13 protein-coding genes are annotated in these 18,917 nt (G+C 47.3%); 2 read left to right on the top strand and 11 right to left on the bottom strand.

The window, feature by feature from the left end; translation table 11 throughout:
• From fmt to CLOSA_RS10760, 8 genes are all read right to left on the bottom strand, one after another.
• On the bottom strand, positions 1–948 hold the full coding sequence (fmt, locus tag CLOSA_RS10725) for a methionyl-tRNA formyltransferase (RefSeq protein WP_013272791.1): 948 nt from the start codon (positions 946–948) through the stop codon (positions 1–3).
• A gap of 2 nt (positions 949–950) precedes the next feature.
• The gene (gene def, locus CLOSA_RS10730; RefSeq protein WP_013272792.1) at positions 951–1,442 is read right to left on the bottom strand and encodes a peptide deformylase; all 492 of its coding nucleotides are present in this window, start codon (positions 1,440–1,442) and stop codon (positions 951–953) included.
• Positions 1,443–1,512: 70 nt separating this feature from the next.
• Positions 1,513–3,741: a replication restart helicase PriA gene (priA, locus tag CLOSA_RS10735; protein WP_013272793.1), complete on the bottom strand. Its 2,229-nt coding sequence runs from the start codon at positions 3,739–3,741 to the stop codon at positions 1,513–1,515.
• Between the two features lie 95 nt (positions 3,742–3,836).
• A complete protein-coding gene (locus tag CLOSA_RS10740) occupies positions 3,837–5,207 on the bottom strand; it encodes a UDP-N-acetylmuramoyl-tripeptide--D-alanyl-D-alanine ligase (protein WP_013272794.1) in 1,371 nt (456 codons plus the stop codon).
• A gap of 221 nt (positions 5,208–5,428) precedes the next feature.
• A complete protein-coding gene (locus tag CLOSA_RS10745) occupies positions 5,429–6,904 on the bottom strand; it encodes a UDP-N-acetylmuramoyl-L-alanyl-D-glutamate--2,6-diaminopimelate ligase (protein ID WP_013272795.1) in 1,476 nt (491 codons plus the stop codon).
• Positions 6,905–6,917: 13 nt separating this feature from the next.
• Entirely contained in the window at positions 6,918–8,588 is a 1,671-nt protein-coding gene (locus CLOSA_RS10750; protein ID WP_013272796.1) for a formate--tetrahydrofolate ligase, read from the bottom strand.
• Positions 8,589–8,626: 38 nt separating this feature from the next.
• A complete protein-coding gene (locus CLOSA_RS10755; RefSeq protein ID WP_013272797.1) occupies positions 8,627–11,335 on the bottom strand; it encodes an FtsK/SpoIIIE family DNA translocase in 2,709 nt (902 codons plus the stop codon).
• A 61-nt stretch (positions 11,336–11,396) separates the two neighbouring features.
• On the bottom strand, positions 11,397–12,179 hold the full coding sequence (locus CLOSA_RS10760) for a ClpP family protease (protein WP_013272798.1): 783 nt from the start codon (positions 12,177–12,179) through the stop codon (positions 11,397–11,399).
• Positions 12,180–12,503: 324 nt separating this feature from the next.
• Here CLOSA_RS10760 and CLOSA_RS10765 point away from each other — a divergent pair, with 324 nt between their 5' ends.
• Positions 12,504–13,835 carry a citrate/2-methylcitrate synthase gene (locus CLOSA_RS10765; protein WP_013272799.1) on the top strand — a complete coding sequence of 444 codons (1,332 nt, stop codon included), beginning with the start codon at positions 12,504–12,506 and terminating at the stop codon, positions 13,833–13,835.
• Positions 13,836–13,838: 3 nt separating this feature from the next.
• Positions 13,839–16,154 (top strand): hydratase, encoded by a 2,316-nt coding sequence (locus CLOSA_RS10770; RefSeq protein ID WP_013272800.1) that lies wholly within the window; start codon positions 13,839–13,841, stop codon positions 16,152–16,154.
• 65 nt (positions 16,155–16,219) lie between these two features.
• On the opposite strand, the gene CLOSA_RS10775 is transcribed toward CLOSA_RS10770, so the two are convergent.
• The 3 genes from CLOSA_RS10775 to CLOSA_RS10785 are packed head-to-tail and all read right to left on the bottom strand — an operon-like array spanning position 16,220 to position 18,914.
• A complete protein-coding gene (locus CLOSA_RS10775) occupies positions 16,220–17,356 on the bottom strand; it encodes an ABC transporter substrate-binding protein (RefSeq protein WP_013272801.1) in 1,137 nt (378 codons plus the stop codon).
• Between the two features lie 36 nt (positions 17,357–17,392).
• Entirely contained in the window at positions 17,393–18,136 is a 744-nt protein-coding gene (locus tag CLOSA_RS10780) for a DUF364 domain-containing protein (protein ID WP_041708612.1), read from the bottom strand.
• Positions 18,120–18,914, bottom strand: a complete 795-nt coding sequence (locus CLOSA_RS10785) for an ABC transporter ATP-binding protein (protein WP_013272803.1) — start codon at positions 18,912–18,914, stop codon at positions 18,120–18,122. The genes CLOSA_RS10780 and CLOSA_RS10785 overlap by 17 nt, the downstream gene beginning before the upstream one ends.
• Between the last annotated feature and the right edge of the window lie 3 nt (positions 18,915–18,917).

Consider the following 18,917-nt stretch of genomic DNA (forward strand, 5'->3'; position numbering starts at 1 on the left):
CTATTTCATGCTCCCAAAGCGTTCTAAAACAGTTCCTTTTGCTATGGAATATCCGCGGAGAAAAGCATCCACATCCATACACTTTTTCCCCTGCAGCTGTAGTTTACGGATTGATAAGCCGCCTTTGCCGGTCTTTATGACAAGTGAATCCCGGTTCACCTCTGCCACCTGTCCGCAGGCTCCCTCATACTCTTTGTCTATTACTTCTGCTTCCCAAAGCTTCATTACCTTACCATTCCAGGTAGTATAGGCGCTGGGCCATGGATTTAATCCACGGATAAGACGCTCAATGGATACTGCATCCATCGACCAGTCGATGTCTCCCATGGACTTTTTAATCATGCCTACGTAGCAGGTCCTGGAATCATCCTGAGGGGTACGGACAGCAGTTCCTTCTTCCAGCTTATCAATGGTTTTTAAAATAAGACGGCTGCCGATCCCGCTGAGTTTATCGTGAAGACTTCCGAAGGTTTCCTTTTCCTCCAGAGCAATGGCTTCCTGATCCAGCATATCTCCTGTATCTAAAGATTCCGCCATCATCATGATGGTTACCCCGCTTTCCTTTTCGCCATTAATAACTGCATACTGTATGGGAGAAGCGCCGCGGTATTTGGGAAGCAGTGAAGCATGAATATTCACACAACCGTATGGGGGAATATCCAGAATGGTTTTCGGCAGGAGCTGACCGAACGCAATCACCACGATTAAGTCCGGAGCCATATCGGACAGAATTTTAACAAACTCCGGATCTCTGGCCTTGACCGGCTGGTAAACCTGGAGGTTGTATTCCAGTGCTTTCTCCTTTACAGGAGTCATCTGGACTTCCTTTCCTCTTCCCTTGGGTTTGTCCGGCTGAGTAACTACCCCAAGGATTTCATGTCCGGCTTCCTTTAAAGCCACAAGTGCAGGAACAGAAAAATCGGGTGTTCCCATAAATATAATGCGCATAATTAATCTTCAACCTCTCCTTCTTCCTCATCAGGAGTGACATCTTCCAGCTCACCTTCCACCTTGTCTACGTACAGATCACCATTTAAATGATCGCATTCATGGCAGATTGCCCGGGCTAACAGCCCTTCTCCCTCCAGTTCATAAGGCTCCATGGAAGCGTCATAAGCCTTTATCCTTACGTATTCAGGCCTTGTGACTGTTCCTGATTTACCAGGCACACTAAGGCAGCCTTCCGGTCCGGTCTGGCTTCCTCTTGTTTCTAAAATTTCAGGATTGATGAGAACATACTGGTTGCCATCCTCCACGTCTATCACAACGATCTGCTTTAACACTCCCACCTGTGAAGCCGCCAGGCCGACTCCATTGGAGTCGTACATGGTTTCAAACATATCTTCGACCAGCTCAGTAATCCTAGGCGTGATCTCTTTTACAGGCTTGCATTGTTTTCTTAAAATTTCATCTCCAATGGTTCTAATCTTTCTAATTGCCATCTTCCTTTATCCTCTTTCTTGCCCGTGCTCTATGGGCACAAAGGTATACCCGAAGGGTGTATCCTCTCATTTATGAAAAATCATATTGGATCATTACCTGGTCGAACAACGGCCTGCGGCCTTCTGAAAAACCATCGATCTGGTCCCTGATTTTTATTAGTATATCATAGTTTTCCTGTTTCAAGTATAAAATTTTTCTATAGATATCATTAATTTTGTAAACGGACGCCTCAACAGGGCCGATAACCTGTACCCCTTCCCGCTCTGCAATGGGCGCGATAAAACCGGCCGCCGCTGCCGATGCTTCACTCAGGCAGTTCTCCTGTCTGGAGGAAAATTGGACGGTTAAAAGACCGCTTGCCGGAGGATATTTCATCAGACGGCGATAAGCCATTTCCTGATGGTAAAACGCTTCATAGTCCTGGTTTGCGGCGGCCACAATGCTGTAGTGATCCGGACAATAGGTCTGGATGATTACGTCACCGTTACGGAAATCCCGGCCGGCCCTTCCCGCCGCCTGGGTAAGAAGCTGGAACGTCCGCTCAGAGGACCGGTAATCAGGAGTATTCAAAGACAGATCTGCAGCCATAACTCCCACCAGGGTCACATTGGGAAAATCATGGCCTTTAACAATCATCTGGGTTCCGATAAGAATATCTGCATCTCCCTCAGAAAAGGCGGTGAGTATTTCTTCATGGCCTCCTTTTTTGGAGGTGGTATCCAAATCCATCCGCAGGATTCTTGCAGCCGGAAACATTTTTTTCGTCATTTGTTCGATTTTCTGGGTTCCAACACCAAAATTGGCAATGTAAGGAGAACCGCAGGATGGGCATCGTTCCGGCATGGGTATGGAATATCCACAATAATGACAGACCAGGCGGCTGTTATTATGGAGTGTCAGGGTGACATCACAGTGGGGGCAGCGAATAGCTTCCCCGCAGGACCGGCAGGATACAAAATTAGCATAGCCCCGCCTGTTGATAAACAGCATAACCTGTTCCCGCCTTTCCAGCCGGTCCTGGATCAGAGCCTTTAAACTCCTGCTGAAAATGGATTTATTGCCTTCCTTAAGCTCCTGCCTTAAATCTACCACGGAAACGGTTGCCAGACGGCTGTTTTTTTTGGCCCTTTCCGTCAGGCGGAAAAGCTTGTATTCTCCCTGAAGTGCCTTTGTGTATGCCTCCAGGGAGGGAGTAGCCGAGCCTAACACCAGGGAAGCCCCCTGCAAAGAGGCTCTTTTCACTGCCACCTCTCTGGCATGGTACCTTGGGGATACCTCGCTTTTATACGCTCCTTCATGCTCTTCGTCTATCAGGATCAGGCCCAGATGGGAAAAGGGAGTAAAAAGGGCGGAACGGGGACCGATTATAATATCAATATCCCCGTTTCTTGCCCGTTCAAACTGGTCATAACGCTCCCCTGCGGACAACCGTGAGTTGATCATGGATACCCGGTTCCCGAATCTTGCGTAAAAGCGCAGGACCGTCTGGTAGGTCAGGGCAATTTCCGGTATGAGGACGATCACCTGCTTTCCATCTTCGATGACCTTTTGGATCAGTTCCATGTATACTTCCGTTTTACCGCTTCCTGTTATGCCGTGAATCAAATAGGTAGTTCTCTTATTTTGGGAATAATCCAGGCAAAAGCTGTCTACGATGGCCTGCTGTTCCTCATTCAGAAGCACTTTATTTTCTTTTCCTGTTTTTGTTTTAACAGGATTTCTGTAGATCTCCTCACAGTCAAGACTAACGTATCCCTTTTCGATAACAGGCTTTAAGGTGGCGGCAGAAAGATTCATCTGGTTGACTGCAATTTCATAGGGGATCACTGGATTTTTAAGGAATGCCTGAAAGAGGCGTACCCTTGCCTTATAGTTTCTTTTTTCCGCTTCTTTCAATGCCTTTAAAAGCTGGGTATGGTCCAGAAGGCTTTTAAGTACTTTTTTTTCTTTGGGCTTCACCTTCTGTTTTACCGGAAGCACCGTTTTGAGTGCATGGTTCATGGTGGAACCATACTGCTCTTTCAGCCACCACGCCAGTGAAATAAGCAGGGATTCCGCTGTTACGCCATCCCTTACAATCCCTGCGATTTCCTTTATCTTATCCGGATCATAATCTGCATGGCCGGCAATGCCGACCACGTATCCTTTCCGCATGGAATTCCCTTTTCCAAAGGGAATCAGAACCAGGGACCCAACGGCCACTTCCTCAAGAAGCCCGGCCGGAATCCGATAATCAAATGTTCTGTCTACCTTCTCATGGGAAATATCAATGATAATCCGGGCAAATCGTTCCGTCATCGCTTTCCTCTTTTCTGCCATGCTATGGGTACTTCTTTTTTTCTGCCATGCTTATGGAAGGTTTCTCCCTCCACGGTATCCATATGGGAAGAGCGTCAACTCCGGTAAAATTTCTCTGCCACCGGGCCAAGCATCATGCTGTTGGAGCCTTTAAAGAGCACGCAGTCCCCTTCCTTTAATTCCTCTTTTAAATAGGACACCAGCGGATCCTGTTCCATAAATTCCTTTACCTGGATGCAAGGTGCATGCTCCTTCACCGCCCTGGCAATTTCTCCTGCCAGCTCTCCTAAGGTCACCAGCTCATCTACCGGATGCTCTGCAATGTATTCTCCGATTTCATAATGATATGAAAGGGTATTATCTCCCAACTCTTTCATATCGGCCAAAACGGCGATTCTTCGTTTCGCCTTAGTTATGGAACCCAATACTTCCAATCCTGCTTTCATGGAGACAGGACTGGCATTGTATGTATCATCAATGACAGTTATGCCTCCGGTTTGATAGATCTGCTGCCGGTTCCGAAAGCCTGTAAATGCCTCAAGGCATTTTGCGGCTTTCTCCATGGGAATCCCACATTCTGCAGCCACTGCAAGAGATACCATAGCATTCAGCACATTATGGCTTCCCATGACCGCAAGGCGCACCGGAACCTGTTTTTGCCCGAACGCTGCGGTAAAAGCAGGAAAGCCTTCTTCCAAATGGACATTCAAAGCCCTGTAATCGCAATTTTCTCCGGTTCCGTAATAAATGGTCCTGCAGCCCTCTTTGGCTTTTGTGGATTTTAAAAACTGGTCGTCTCCATTTAAAAACAGAATACCTCCTTCCGTCAGTCCATCCTGGATGGTCAGCTTTTCCCTGTAAATGTTATCCTGGGTTCCAAGCTGTTCAATATGAGTCACTCCGATGTTGGTGATCACCGCCATCTGGATTTTTGCAATTCTTGCAATGACGGTCAGCTCTCCAGGCTCACTCATCCCTAACTCAATGACTCCGATTTCATCCTCCGGAGCGATCTCCGATATGGTGATCGGCACTCCTACCTGACTGTTATGGTTTCCAGGTGTTTTATATACGGAGTAACGGGCAGACAAGGCACAGGCCACCATTTCCCTGGTGGTGGTCTTACCCACACTTCCGGTAATTCCCACCAGGGGTAGGATCAGCCGGTCCCTGTAATAGCTGCCGATTGCCTGAAGTGCTTTTTTCGTATCCTCCACCTGGATCCACGGTCTTGCCGAGTCCATGGCGTCATGCCTGCTGGTAAGGACTGCAGCCGCCCCGTTATCAAATGCCTGCCCAATAAAGCGGTGAGCATCTACCTTATCTCCTATGAGAGGGACAAACAGGTCGTTCCCCTTCATGGTTCTGGAGTCTATACTGATATTCTCCAGGATCATCTCCTCACTTCCGCAAAGAAGTCTTCCGCCTGTGGCAGAAAGTATATCCTTTACCCTTATATTAACCATTGCATCCTCCGTTCCATACGCGCTTTTAGCGCACATTCCTATCATTTTACCCCCCCATATTATTAATGCTATATGAGTTCCCGAAGATCGTTCATCCTATCAACTATTGTTTTATTTATAAAGAATGCCAGAAAGACGTTCTGCCTGCCATCTACCGTGGAAATGCCGAAAGCCGCATTTTACGGCTTCCGGCATTTCCTTTATCGTCTCTGCCTTTCTAATTAAGCTTCCTTTGAAAGCTGGGCATCCACCGCTTTTAATATTTCTTCCTGGTCTGAAAAATGATAGCGGACTCCGTTCATTTCCTGGTAATTTTCATGGCCCTTCCCAATAATGGCAATCATGTCACCTGGCTGGGCATGGGTGATGCTGTAGCGGATCGCTTCTCTGCGGTCCGGAATTTCTATGAATTTACCTCCGGTCTTTTCAAGACTTTTACGGATGTCAGCGATAATATCCTCTGTCTTTTCATATCTGGAGTTATCCGCAGTGATGATGGTAAAATCTGCCAGACGTCCTGCGCTGTCTCCCATGGTAATCCGCCGGTCTTTGGAACGGTTCCCGCCGCAGCCAAAGACACAGACAAGCCGTTTGGGCCGGTAATCTCTTAGGGTTGACAGCAGGCTTTCCATGCTGACCGCATTATGTGCATAGTCTACGATCACCGTACACGTTTCGGAGGAATAAACAATTTCCATGCGCCCATTTACATTTAAATGCTCCAGCCCATGACAGATATTCTCTTTCGGAAGGCCTAAAAAGCTTAAGACACTGACCGCTGCCAGTGCATTGGCTACGTTAAAGCGACCCGGAATATTCACCCGGACAGACAGCTGGCTGATACCTTTGATATCAAATTCCAGTCCCACAAAATCAGGCTGTGCGATATAGCGGATGGCCTCTGCCTTAAAATCCGTACTCTTTTTTTCCATGGAAAAGGAATACAGCCTGCAGGTGGCATCCTTAACCACTTCCGCCCAATGCTCATCATCACCATTCATGATGCCCACTTTACAGCAGGAGAAAATCCGGGATTTATAATAGAGATATTCCTCAAAGTCTGCATGCTCATCCGGTCCGATATGGTCAGGTGAAATATTGGTAAACAGTCCGTAATCAAAGCTGATTCCATCCACCCGGTGCATTTTAAAGGCCTGGGAGGAAACCTCCATGACCATATATTCACAGCCTGCTTCTGCCATATGACAAAAGGCCTGATGAAGCTCATAAGATTCAGGGGTGGTATTCACGGTAGGTGTCACTTCCTGGCCAATGACAATTCCAGTGGTTCCGATCATCCCTACTTTCTTCCCGCAAGCCTCCAATACCGTCTTGATCATGTGGGTGGTAGTGGTCTTTCCCTTCGTTCCGGTCACGCCGATGGTCACCATCTTTTCAGCCGGATAGCCGAATCTGGCAGCTGATAAGAGCGCCAGCGCTTCTCTTGCATTATGTACGAGAATGGCAGTTACGCCATCCGGAAGCTCTGTCTTTCGTTCTACCACCAGAATCTGAACCCCGGCGTTTACTACCTCAGGTATGAATTCGTGAGAGTCGGTTCTGGTGCCTTTCATACAGACGAAGACGGCTCCATTCCGGGCTTTCCTGGAGTCATAAATTACTTCCTCCACCTCCACGTCAAGGCTTCCCTGCAGTACTTCATATGTTAAGTCCTTTAGCCATTCTTTAAACTTCATAGAATCCTCCAAATCAGAATAATCCGGTGATTACTCCCTCTTCATTTACGTCAATATTATCTGCGGCCGGCTTCTTTGGAAGACCTGGCATGGTCATGATGGCTCCGGTCAGAATGACCACAAACCCGGCTCCTGCGGATACATATGCATCCCGTACGGTAATTTCAAAGCCTTCCGGCCGGCCAAGCCTGTTCTGGTCATCGGATAAGGAATATTGTGTCTTTGCCATGCATACAGGAAGATTGCCAAAGCCCATATCCTGAAATTTCCTTATGGCTTTTAAGGCTGCCGGAGCATAGGACACCCCGTCTGCGCCGTAGATTTCCCTTGCAACCGCGGCGATTTTATCTTCCAGCCCCATTTCATCAGGGTAAATGGGAGCAAAATTGCTTTCCTTATTTTCCAGGGTATAAAGGACTTTTTCTGCCAATGCTATGCCGCCTTCCCCTCCTTTTTCCCATACCTGGGATAAGGCAAACTCACACCCTCGTTCCTCGCAGAACGACTGGACAAACCGGTGCTCTGCCTCTGTGTCGGTAAGGAAGGAATTTAAGGTAACAATCACAGGAACACCGTATTTCATCATGTTTTCAATATGCTTTTCCAGATTGACAATGCCTTTTTTAAGAGCCTCCAGATTTTCCTCCTTTAGCTGGTCCTTTGGAACCCCTCCGTTGTATTTAAGGGCCCTTACCGTTGCAACCAGTACAATGGCATCCGGCTTTAAACCGGCCTTCCGGCATTTGATATCCAGAAATTTTTCTGCACCAAGATCCGCACCGAACCCTGCCTCTGTCACAACGATATCAGCCAGCTTTAAAGCGGTCTTTGTAGCACGGACACTGTTGCAGCCATGAGCAATGTTGGCAAAGGGACCGCCGTGAACGATGGCGCCGGTATGCTCCAGGGTCTGTATCAGATTGGGCTTTAAGGCATCCTTTAATAAAGCCGCCATGGCTCCTACTGCATTTAACTGGGAGGCGGTCACAGGCTCTCCAGCATAATTATATGCCACGATGATCCGTCCCAGCCGTACTTTTAGATCTTCCATATCATTTGCAAGACATAGAATGGCCATGATTTCCGATGCGACTGTAATGACAAAATGATCCTCCCTCACAAAGCCTTCTGCTTTGGAACCAAGGCCCACCACAATATTTCTCAGAGCACGGTCATTCATGTCAAGACAGCGTTTCCATAGAATCTGGCGGGTATCGATTCCAAGAGCGTTCCCCTGGTGGATATGATTGTCTAACAGGGCGGCAAGTAAGTTATTGGCTGAGGTTATGGCATGAAAATCACCGGTAAAGTGAAGATTTAAATCTTCCATGGGCACCACCTGGGCATAGCCGCCGCCTGCGGCTCCGCCCTTGATGCCAAAACAAGGACCAAGAGAAGGCTCCCTAAGAGCGATGATGGCTTTTTTTCCCATTTTTCCAAATGCCTGTCCAAGGCCTACGGTAGTGGTGGTCTTTCCCTCCCCTGCAGGGGTAGGATTAATGGCAGTCACCAGTACCAGCCTGCCGTCCGGACGGTCCTTGATCCGTTCCCACAGGCCGTCAGTCAGCTTTGCCTTATACTTTCCGTATAGCTCCAGTTCATCCTCGCCGATCCCATAGGAAGCAGCCACATCTTTCACAGGCAGCATTTCTGCCTCTTGTGCGATTTCGATATCTGTTCTCATGTCCTAGTCCTCCTTCTATGTAAATGATACAGTTCTATTTAATAGCCCTGGGAAATCATTTCATCAAACTCCTCCAGGCTCATCAATACCTTACGGGGCTTGGTTCCTTCCTCTTCCCCTACCACACCGGCCTCTGCCAGCTGGTCCATGATCCGGGCCGCCCGGTTAAAGCCAATTTTAAACATTCTTTGAAGCATACCGATGGATGCTTTGTCCTTTTCAATGATAAATTTTCCGGCCTGAACAAAATACTCATCCCGGTCATTTCCACCGCTCTTAACCTCTGGGCCTGCCGGAGCGGAAGCTATCATACTTTCCACTTCCGGATTATAATCTGCAGTCATTCCCTGCTCGGTCAAGAAATCCACCACTTTGGAGACTTCGGAATCTGATACAAAAGCCCCCTGAACCCGCAGGGGCTTTGGATAGCCTGCAGGATAAAACAGCATATCACCTTTTCCAAGAAGCTTTTCCGCACCGTTCATATCAATGATGGTTCTGGAATCCACACCGGATGAAACTGCAAAGGCCACCCTGGATGGGACATTGGCCTTGATCAGACCTGTGATGACATTGACCGACGGACGCTGGGTAGCGATAACCAGGTGAATACCTGCTGCTCTGGCAAGCTGGGCAAGGCGGCAGATGGAATCCTCCACTTCGCCGGGTGCCACCATCATTAAATCCGCCAGCTCGTCAATAATAATGACGATCTGTGGCATTTTCTTCGGCTTATCCTCATCCTCAATGTCCTTAATGCTTTCCACCTTTTTGTTATATCCTTTGATTTCCCTGACATTGTACTGGGCAAATTTATTATAACGGTCCGTCATCTCCGCCACCGCCCAGTTAAGGGCTCCGGAAGCCTTTTTCGGATCAGTGACCACCGGCAGGAGCAAATGAGGAATCCCATTGTAAACACTTAGCTCCACCACTTTGGGATCCACCATGATCAGCTTCACATCCTCTGGATCCGCCTTAAATATGATGCTCATGATTAGGGTGTTGATGCAGACGGATTTACCGGAACCAGTGGCCCCGGCGATCAGAAGGTGGGGCATCTTAGCAATGTCAGTCACTACCACCTGACCGCCGATGTCTTTGCCCACCGCAAAAGCAATTTTGGAGGAGTGTTTCTGAAAACCGTCCGCCTCCAGTATATCCCGTAAATATACCATTTGATTTTCTTTATTGGGGACCTCAATTCCTACTGCCGATTTTCCTGGTATGGGTGCTTCAATCCGGATATCCGCAGCCGCCAGGCTTAATTTGATGTCATCAGCCAGGCTTACGATCTTACTGACCTTTACCCCTTGCTCCGGATGAAGCTCATACCTGGTTACAGAAGGTCCACAGCTTATATTGGTAACCGTAACTCCGACCCCGAAATTCTGCAGGGTCCGCTGAAGCTTGATGGCAGTATCCTTATATTCCCGGTCGGAAAAAACCGTTGATTTTCCTTTTTTTAGAAGAGTAAGAGGCGGATACTGATATTCCTTCTTAACAATCTCCTGTTTTTGCCTGATTTCCTGGATAACGCTTAAATCATCTTCCTTCGCTGCCTCTTCCCGTCTCTTTTCCAGTTTTTTCTGAAGTGCTTCCGTATCAGTTTCTATGATCTTGCCGGAAGCAGTGACCACCTGTTTCATTTCCTCGGGAATGGAAAAGGTTTCTTGCTCCTTGGATGGATCATCGTCTTCCTCCACAATCTCCATTTCCTCTAAGGTTCTTACGTCTTTCTTCCAATATATGGAAGGCTCTTCCAGGGCATCGGATACAGGTACATCTTCCCCGTCAGGATCAAAGGGAACCGTATCCTCCTCATATTCTGCCATTCCTTTCTGCCCAGAAAGCGAAGACAGGACAGGAGAAAAACTTCCACGGAAAACATCCGCCGGATTAGGCTCTCCCGCTTCCACAGAGGCAGCTGCGGACAGCCGGTTTGCCTGGGCCATAATATCTTCCCCAAGAATACCCGGAATGTCGTCAGCCGTTTCTTCCGGAAGGTTCTCTTCCTGGATCAACTGAAGCTTTGTGGCTTCCAGATTAACCCCCCGAATCTTCTGTTCTTCCCAAAGCTGTCTGCGGGCTTCCTGGCGTTTCGCATGGATCTCCATGTGCATATCCACGTTTTCCCTGGCGTGGCGGTACGCCTTTCCGCTTCCCTTTTTTACGATATCGACAAAAGATTTTTCCGTAATGCAGACTGCGGATATGACAAGAAGAACTCCTATCACCAGATAGGCCCCCACAACGCCGATCATGGAGGTAAGTCCACCGGCCAGCAGACCGCCGATAACACCGCCGCCTCTCCCGCTGACAGAAGCTTCAAAATAAATGTCGGCAAGTCCCATTCTCTCGCCGGCTTTTGTTCCAAAAAGGAGCTGTAAAAATCCACACAAAGAAACCAGCGCCAGAATAAAAGACGCCAGTTTAAAAGCGGCCCTGGGATTTCCCTGATTGGAAATGTAAAATGCGGTTCCTGCAAACATCAGCACAGGGGCAATATATCCCACACTTCCAAATATTCCAAGCTGTATGCTCCGCAGAAAATCCCCTACCACGCCGCATAAGTGAAAGTTACTTAAAAACAGAATGGCCGCAGCCAAAAATGACATAATGATCACTACTTCTGAATGGATAAATTCCGGTTCCGGCAATATCACATTTTTTTTTGCACCGGAGTTTCTTGTTCTCCCGTTTTTTCCTTTTTTTGCTGTTGTCCGTTTCTTCGTCGTCTCAGGCACAATACTTCCCCCTTCTATCCGTTGGTAACAGTATACAAAAAAATCAGGAGAATTGCAACGATTAACGGGAAGCAGTTTCCATCAGTTCATATAATTTTTTCAAGGCATCCTTAATTCCGCCCACCTCGTTGATCAGACCTTCTTTTACGGTTTCTTCGCCTACCAGCACCGTACCCAAGTCTCTGGTAAGCATTTCCGTATTCAGCATAAGACGCTTTAACTGGTCATAGGCAATCTTTGCGTGATTGGAAACAAAGCTTAGAATCCGGTCCTGTATCATTTCAAAATATTCATAAGTCTGGGAAGCACCGATTACCATTCCTGTCATTCTCACCGGATGGATCATCATGGTTCCGGTAGGCACAATAAATGAATAATCCGTGCAGACCGCCAGGGGAACTCCAATAGAATGGCTTCCCCCAAGGACCAGGGATACGGTTGGGATGCTTAAAGAAGCGATCATCTCCGCAATGGCAAGGCCTGCATCCACATCGCCGCCGGAAGTATTTAAGAGTACCAAAAGCCCTTCCACGGAATCGTCGTCCTCAATCTCAGCCAGTTTCGGAAGTATGTGGTCATATTTTGTGGCCTTGCTGTTGCCGGATAAATTCTCATGGCCTTCTACTTCGCCGATTATGGTAATCAGATGGATCTTCCGCTTGTTTGCATTGTCATCCAAAGTAACCTGGCCATACTCTTCCAGCTTTTCATCCTCTTTCTGTTCTATATCCTTTTCAGTCTTTTTCTCATCAAGGTTTTCCTTGCGTGTATTGTCGGCGGGCCTATTCTGCCTTTCGTCCGCATCTTCCTTCTTTTCAAGATCATTATTCTGATGTTCTCTCACCTTAAAAACCTCCTGTTTTACTCTGAATTTGGTATTTCCTTATGATGTGGAGAAAACCATAAAAATATGCTTGAAAATCTTTAAACCGGTTTTGCACTGATATAACCTGCCAGTCTACATCCTGACGCAATAACAATATTTTAACTGTGATTGTAACAAGTTATTGACTTTGATACTTTTCCATGGTAAACTACCAAACAACTAAAAAAGTCACATTCTTGCCAATGAAGGCAGCGCCGGAGAGATCCTTTTGCGCTGCTTTTCTATAAACGGATCCATATTCGATCTGCGGTGGCTTAACGAAAAAAAAGGAGAGATCGACCCATGAACAATTTTTTTATCGCACAAACCTTTGGCAAATCCTCGAATTTCACGGATATTCCAAACCACTTATTTAAAGAACACAATGTAAAAAAGGGGCTACGCAACGATGACGGTACCGGTGTCCGGGTGGGGCTCACCCGTGTATCTGATGTAGTCGGCTATGAAATTGAAGATGGAAAAAAAGTCAACGTACCCGGCAAGCTCTATTACCGCGGCATTGAGATCGGCGATCTGGTAAGCGGTAAAAACGGTGATCGCTACGGCTTTGAGGAAACTTCGTTTTTGCTCCTTTTTGGCTATCTTCCATCCAAAAAGGAATTAAGGGAGTTCACAACCACTTTAAGCCAGAACTACCACCTTCCCGATGAGTTCCTGGAAAAAAATATGCTCCGTTCTCCTTCCCGTAATTTGATGAACAGCCTTCAGCGGAACATTCTTTCGCTTTACGATTATGACGAGGAGCCGGATAACGTGGATCCTTATCAGACATTATTAAAAGGAATCAATATCCTGGCAAAGCTTCCATCCCTTTCCGTTTATGCTTACCAGAGCAAGGTTCATCACTATGACAGGGACAGCCTGATCATACATTATCCAAAGCAAGAATATTCCATGGCAGAAAACATTCTTCACATGCTGCGGCGGGATGGGGTTTTTACCCAACAGGAAGCAGATCTGTTGGATGTGATGCTGATGATCCATGCAGACCATGGCGGCGGAAACAACTCCACCTTTACCAATGTTGTCATATCTTCCACCGGAACTGATATCTATTCGGCAATTTCCGCTTCCATCGGCTCCTTAAAAGGTCCGAAGCACGGTGGCGCCAATATATGCTGCAGTGAAATGATCAAAGCCATAGAAAAAGAAATCGGGTTAAAAGCAACGGAAAACCAGATGAAGGGTGTGATCCAGAAGATCCTTGCTAAAGATTTTTACGATAATTCCGGCCTTGTTTACGGACTTGGCCATGCAGTTTATACCATCTCCGATCCCAGAGCGGATTTATTAAAGATCTGCTGCGAAAAGCTGGCCAAACAGAAAAACAGGGAAGAGGAATATGAATTCCTGACAAAATTTGAGAAGGTAGCCAAAGCCTTCCTGGCCGGCAACGGAAAAACCCTGTCAAACAATGTGGACTTCTACAGCGGATTCGCTTATAATATGTTACAGATACCGGAAGATATGTATACGCCTCTGTTTGTCTGCTCACGTATGGCAGGCTGGCTGGCGCATAATATCGAAAATAAGCTGTACGACGGAAGAATCATGCGTCCGGCAACAAAATACGTAGGAGAAACTTTTTCCTACAAAAAAAGAGAGGAAAGATAGCATATGGTGAAATTGTATGACGGCGGTGCTTATCTTGTTCATGGAAGGGAACTGGTTCCGGAACAGGAAGCTTTAAAAGTGGCTGCCCTTACAGGAAAGGCTGCAGATAAGGCTGAGGCAAGAAAGGGTACCATCGCCTATTCCATTTTAAAGGAGCATAATACTTCGGATGATATGAATCATTTGAAGCTTCGTTTTGACTCTATGGCCTCCCACGACATTACATTTGTAGGGATTATCCAGACTGCCCGGGCATCAGGGCTTAATGAATTTCCCATTCCATACGTTATGACCAACTGCCACAACTCCCTGTGCGCAGTTGGCGGTACCATTAATGAGGATGATCATGTATTCGGACTTTCTGCCGCAAAAAAATACGGCGGGATTTTTGTTCCCCCTCACATTGCCGTTATCCATCAGTACATGCGGGAAATGATGGCCGGCTGCGGGCGCATGATTCTCGGCTCCGACAGCCATACCCGATATGGTGCCCTGGGGACCATGGCCATTGGAGAAGGCGGCGGAGAACTGGTAAAGCAGCTTCTGAGAGACACCTATGATGTGGCCTATCCGGGCGTTGTTGCCATTTATCTTACCGGATGCCCTTCCCCTTTTGTCGGTCCTCATGATGTGGCTCTGGCCATTATCGGGGCGGTCTTTCAAAGCGGCTATGTCAAGAACAAGATCATGGAATTTGTAGGGCCAGGAGTGTCTTCCATGGATACGGATTACCGGAACGGCGTGGATGTCATGACAACGGAAACCACCTGCCTTTCTTCCATCTGGAAAACCGACGAGGACACAAAGGCGTATCTGGATCTCCATGGGCGCAGAGATGCTTACAAGGAACTGAACCCTGAGGAAGTGGCTTATTACGACGGAGTCGTTTACGTGGATTTAAGCACCATCAAGCCCATGATCGCCCTGCCCTTCCATCCCAGCAATACGTATGAGATCAACCAGCTGAACGAAAACCTGGGCGACATTCTCCGGACCGTGGAAAAGGAAGCAGAGCGCATGGCAGGAAGTTCCAAGGCCAGCCTTTCTCTCACCGACAAGATTGTAAATGGAAAGCTTATGGTTCAGCAGGGCGTGATCGCAGGCTGCGCCGGAGGCAACTACTCCAATGTTATGGCAGCTGCCCATCTTTTATCGGGGAAAAATTGTGGAAATGATATCTTTAATTTATCCGTATATCCTTCCTCTCAGCCGGTATATATGGATCTGGTGAAAAAGGGAGCCATTTCGGAACTGATGGCAGCCGGAGCAACCGTAAGGACAGCTTTCTGCGGCCCATGCTTTGGAGCAGGAGATACTCCTTCCAACAATTCCTTAAGCATCCGCCACACCACAAGAAACTTCCCCAACAGGGAAGGCTCCAAGCCGGGGAGCGGACAGATATCCTGTGTCGCTCTCATGGATGCCCGTTCCATCGCGGCAACGGCGGCAAACGGCGGCTACCTGACTTCTGCAGAAGGGTATGGAGAGGATTACCTTGTACCTGCTTATGAATTCGATTCCTCGTCCTATGACAGGCGGGTATATCAGGGCTTTGGTAAGGCTTTGCCTGAGACTCCCCTGATTTACGGACCAAATATCAAGGACTGGCCGGCCATGAGTGCTTTGACAGAGAACATCCTTTTACGGGTATGCGCAAAGATCATGGATCCTGTAACTACCACCGATGAGCTGATTCCTTCCGGTGAAACCTCCTCCTACCGCTCCAACCCTCTCGGTCTTGCGGAATTTACCTTGTCCCGCCGGGATCCGGAATACGTGGAACGTTCCAAGAAAGTAAATGAACTGGAGCAAAATAGAAAATCCGGAAAAGCCCCCTTAGAAGCCGGTCAGCCACTGGAATCCGTTTTTCAAGCCCTGGGCACTTACTTAAACCAGTCAAAGCAGATGGCGGCGGAAACTGAGATCGGAAGCATAATCTATGCAGTAAAACCGGGTGACGGATCTGCACGGGAACAGGCAGCCAGCTGCCAGAGAGTCCTGGGCGGCCTGGCAAATATTGCCAAAGAGTATGCTACCAAGCGCTACCGTTCCAATGTTATGAACTGGGGGATGCTCCCCTTCCTTCTGGATGAAGAACCTGATTTTGAAGTAGGAGACTTCATTTATGTTCCGGGAATCCGTACCGCCCTTGACGGTGATATGAAGCATATCCCTGCTTATGTGGTGAAAAACAGGGAAGGATATCCGATTCATGAAATTGGACTGCACATCGCCGATATGACCCCGGAAGAACGGGAAATCGTAAAGGCCGGTTGTCTGATCAACTATAACAGAAATAAAAACCAGCAGAAATCTTAAAATACTGATCCCCCGGACATGGAACTTGTGCAAAAGTCAGATCCATGTCCGGGGGATATATTTATTTATCTGAGGATTTTTTCCAACTGTGCATCATCAAGAGATACATGATAAAACAGTTCGTAGAAATTCTTCACTTCCTGTTTGATATCAACATTATACAGTTGCGGATATACAAGATTGCCCAGCCACTGAATCCCGATCATCCGGTTTACAGAAGGCGGGCTGCTCATAAAGCTGTACGGAACGGAAGGTATCTCATAAACCTTTCCCTCTTTCACTGCATTTAATTCTGCCCAGACCTTATCCGTTGTTATGGTTTGATACAGGGCATCAGAATCTGCAATGATAATATCCGGCTGCCACAGAAGAAGCTGTTCAAAGGATACTTCACTTCCGCCGCCGCTTGATACCTTTTCAACCTTGGCTGCATTTTCCGCTCCGATCTGTTCGATGACCCGGGCATGAATGGAACCCTCTGCATTGGTGTGAAGGCCATCATCTCCAGAAGCATAATAAACCGATTTCTTTTCTGCTATCTGCTCCTTGGCTGTTTCAGCCTTTTTCATTAGGTTATTGCAATAGTCCGCCAGTTTCTTTGCCTGATCAGTTTCTCCGGTAAGCTCTCCCAGCTTTTCATAAGCAGAACTCATGGTATCTAAATCTGCCTCGATAAAGATGACTGGCATGTTTAGCTGTTCCTGAAGGGCATCCATATCCTGTTTTACCGTTTTTTTCGCTTCGCCGATATCAATGATTACATCCGGACTTTCTGCAATAAGTGCCTCCATGTTAAGGTTTGCATTCTTCCCATAAAACTGGCCGAATTTAGGAAGTCCCCAATATTTTTCATCGATATACTGCTTTGCACCTTCAGAAAAGTCAGAAGCAAGTCCAGACAGCTTATCCGGACAAAAGGTATAAAGCACAATCTGTGCCAATGGCCCGGAAGGAGCAATCTTGTTAATTTCCTTTGGCAGCGTAACTTCTCTTCCTGCTGAATCCGTAAATATTCTGGTGTCTGACTGCGACTCTGTTTCGCCCGCCTTTTCTGTTTCTGTTTGAGTTTCTGCATTTACAGACGCAGTTGACTCCGCCGGGCTGGCAGGAACCTCCTTACCGCTTTCCTTCTGGCAGCCATTTGCCAGTACTGCAGCAGCAAAGAATGCAGCCAGTACCAGCCCTTTTCTCGTTTTTTTCATATAATCTCCCTTTTCCGCCGCTTTTGCGGCTAATACTTATTTTTGGGAAAGCCTTACCGGCAGTCCGGAACGGATTACCGCCTTGTGCTCTCCTTTTTTCACAAATTCCTCTGTAAGCTTTTTCTCTGTAATAAGCGTACCTGCCAGCTCCCACACGCCAAAATCAAAAAGTCCAGGAGCCAGAGCCACACTTGGCCCCACTAATATGACTTTGGCATTCCGCGACAACTCTAAAAGCCTTGGAAGCGTTTTATTAACCAGGGTAAACCCGGTGATAAACACAAAATCTCTGTCCGAAAGTATGTATTCACAGGCACTGTCCGGATAATCCCCATTCATTGGATTCCGTTCCAGAATTACACAGGATTTCGCTTCCTTCAAATATTTGCCAGCAAAGCGAAAGTGTCCGATGGTCGCTACTTTTTTTCCTTTCATATCCTCACGATGGGCCATAAAGGCATCTTCCTTAGAGAGCTGTCTGATTGCGCCTTTCCTTTCCAGCCTGCTGATCCGGTCCGGCTGATTATAAAAAGCATTTACTGCTGCCGCACCTATGCTGGCTTCTGTAAAATTCCATGATTTTATCAACCCTGCCGCTTCCTTCCATGACATATCCAGAATGTTTTTTTCAGTTCTTGGAATGGTCTGAAGCGGATTAGTCGCTGCCGCACCGGTACAACCACCGGCAGTCACCGAAGTCCACTGGATTCCGGCAAAATAATCTTCTATTTTCACGTCATCCGGTATTGGCTCTATCAGATTGTCATAAATTTCCCACATACTCATCACCTTTCCCAGGCATACACACTTTTTTACCGCTTCTTAAATCTTCATAAATCTCTATAGGCACCTGATAAACACCTTCCAGAAGTTCTTTTGTCAGGATCTTGTCCGGCTTACCCAAAGCCCTTATCGTTCCATCCATCATCACCAGTGCTTTATGGGCAAAATGAAAGACATGCTCCGGATTATGGGTGGACTGCACAATTAAATATCCCTTTTCTGACAGGCTACGCAGTTCCTTCATAACCCGGATCTGATTGCCGTAATCTAAACTGGAACATGGTTCATCCATAATCAGAATTTTTGCCTCCTGGGCGATTGCCCTTGCAATCAGCACAAGCTGCTGTTCTCCGCCGCTGAGCTGCCCGAATATACGGTCCTTTAGACCGGCTATCCTTAAAAGCTTCAGCGCATTCAATGCCCTGTCTTTTTCTTTTTTCCCCGGATTCGCAAAGCGGGGCAGGGATGCGGTTGTTCCCATCAGCACCATATCCAGAACTGAAAAGGAGAATGCAGTATTGTGATTCTGGGGGATATAGGCAATCCTTCCGGCCAAATCCCTCTCTGAGAAGTGCCGGCGTTCCGTTCCATCGATCAGAATCTCTCCCTGGTACCCCTTTAGCAAACCTAACAGGCAGCGAAAAAGCGTACTCTTTCCTGCACCGTTTTTTCCAAGAACACAGACCAGCTCTCCCTTGTTAAACGAGAAACTGATCCCTTTTAATACTGGAAAACAATGATAGCTGAATTCCAGATCTTTTACCGTCAGCTCCATAAC

This window comes from [Clostridium] saccharolyticum WM1 (assembly GCF_000144625.1).
GTDB classification, from domain to species: Bacteria; Bacillota; Clostridia; order Lachnospirales; family Lachnospiraceae; genus Lacrimispora; species Lacrimispora saccharolytica.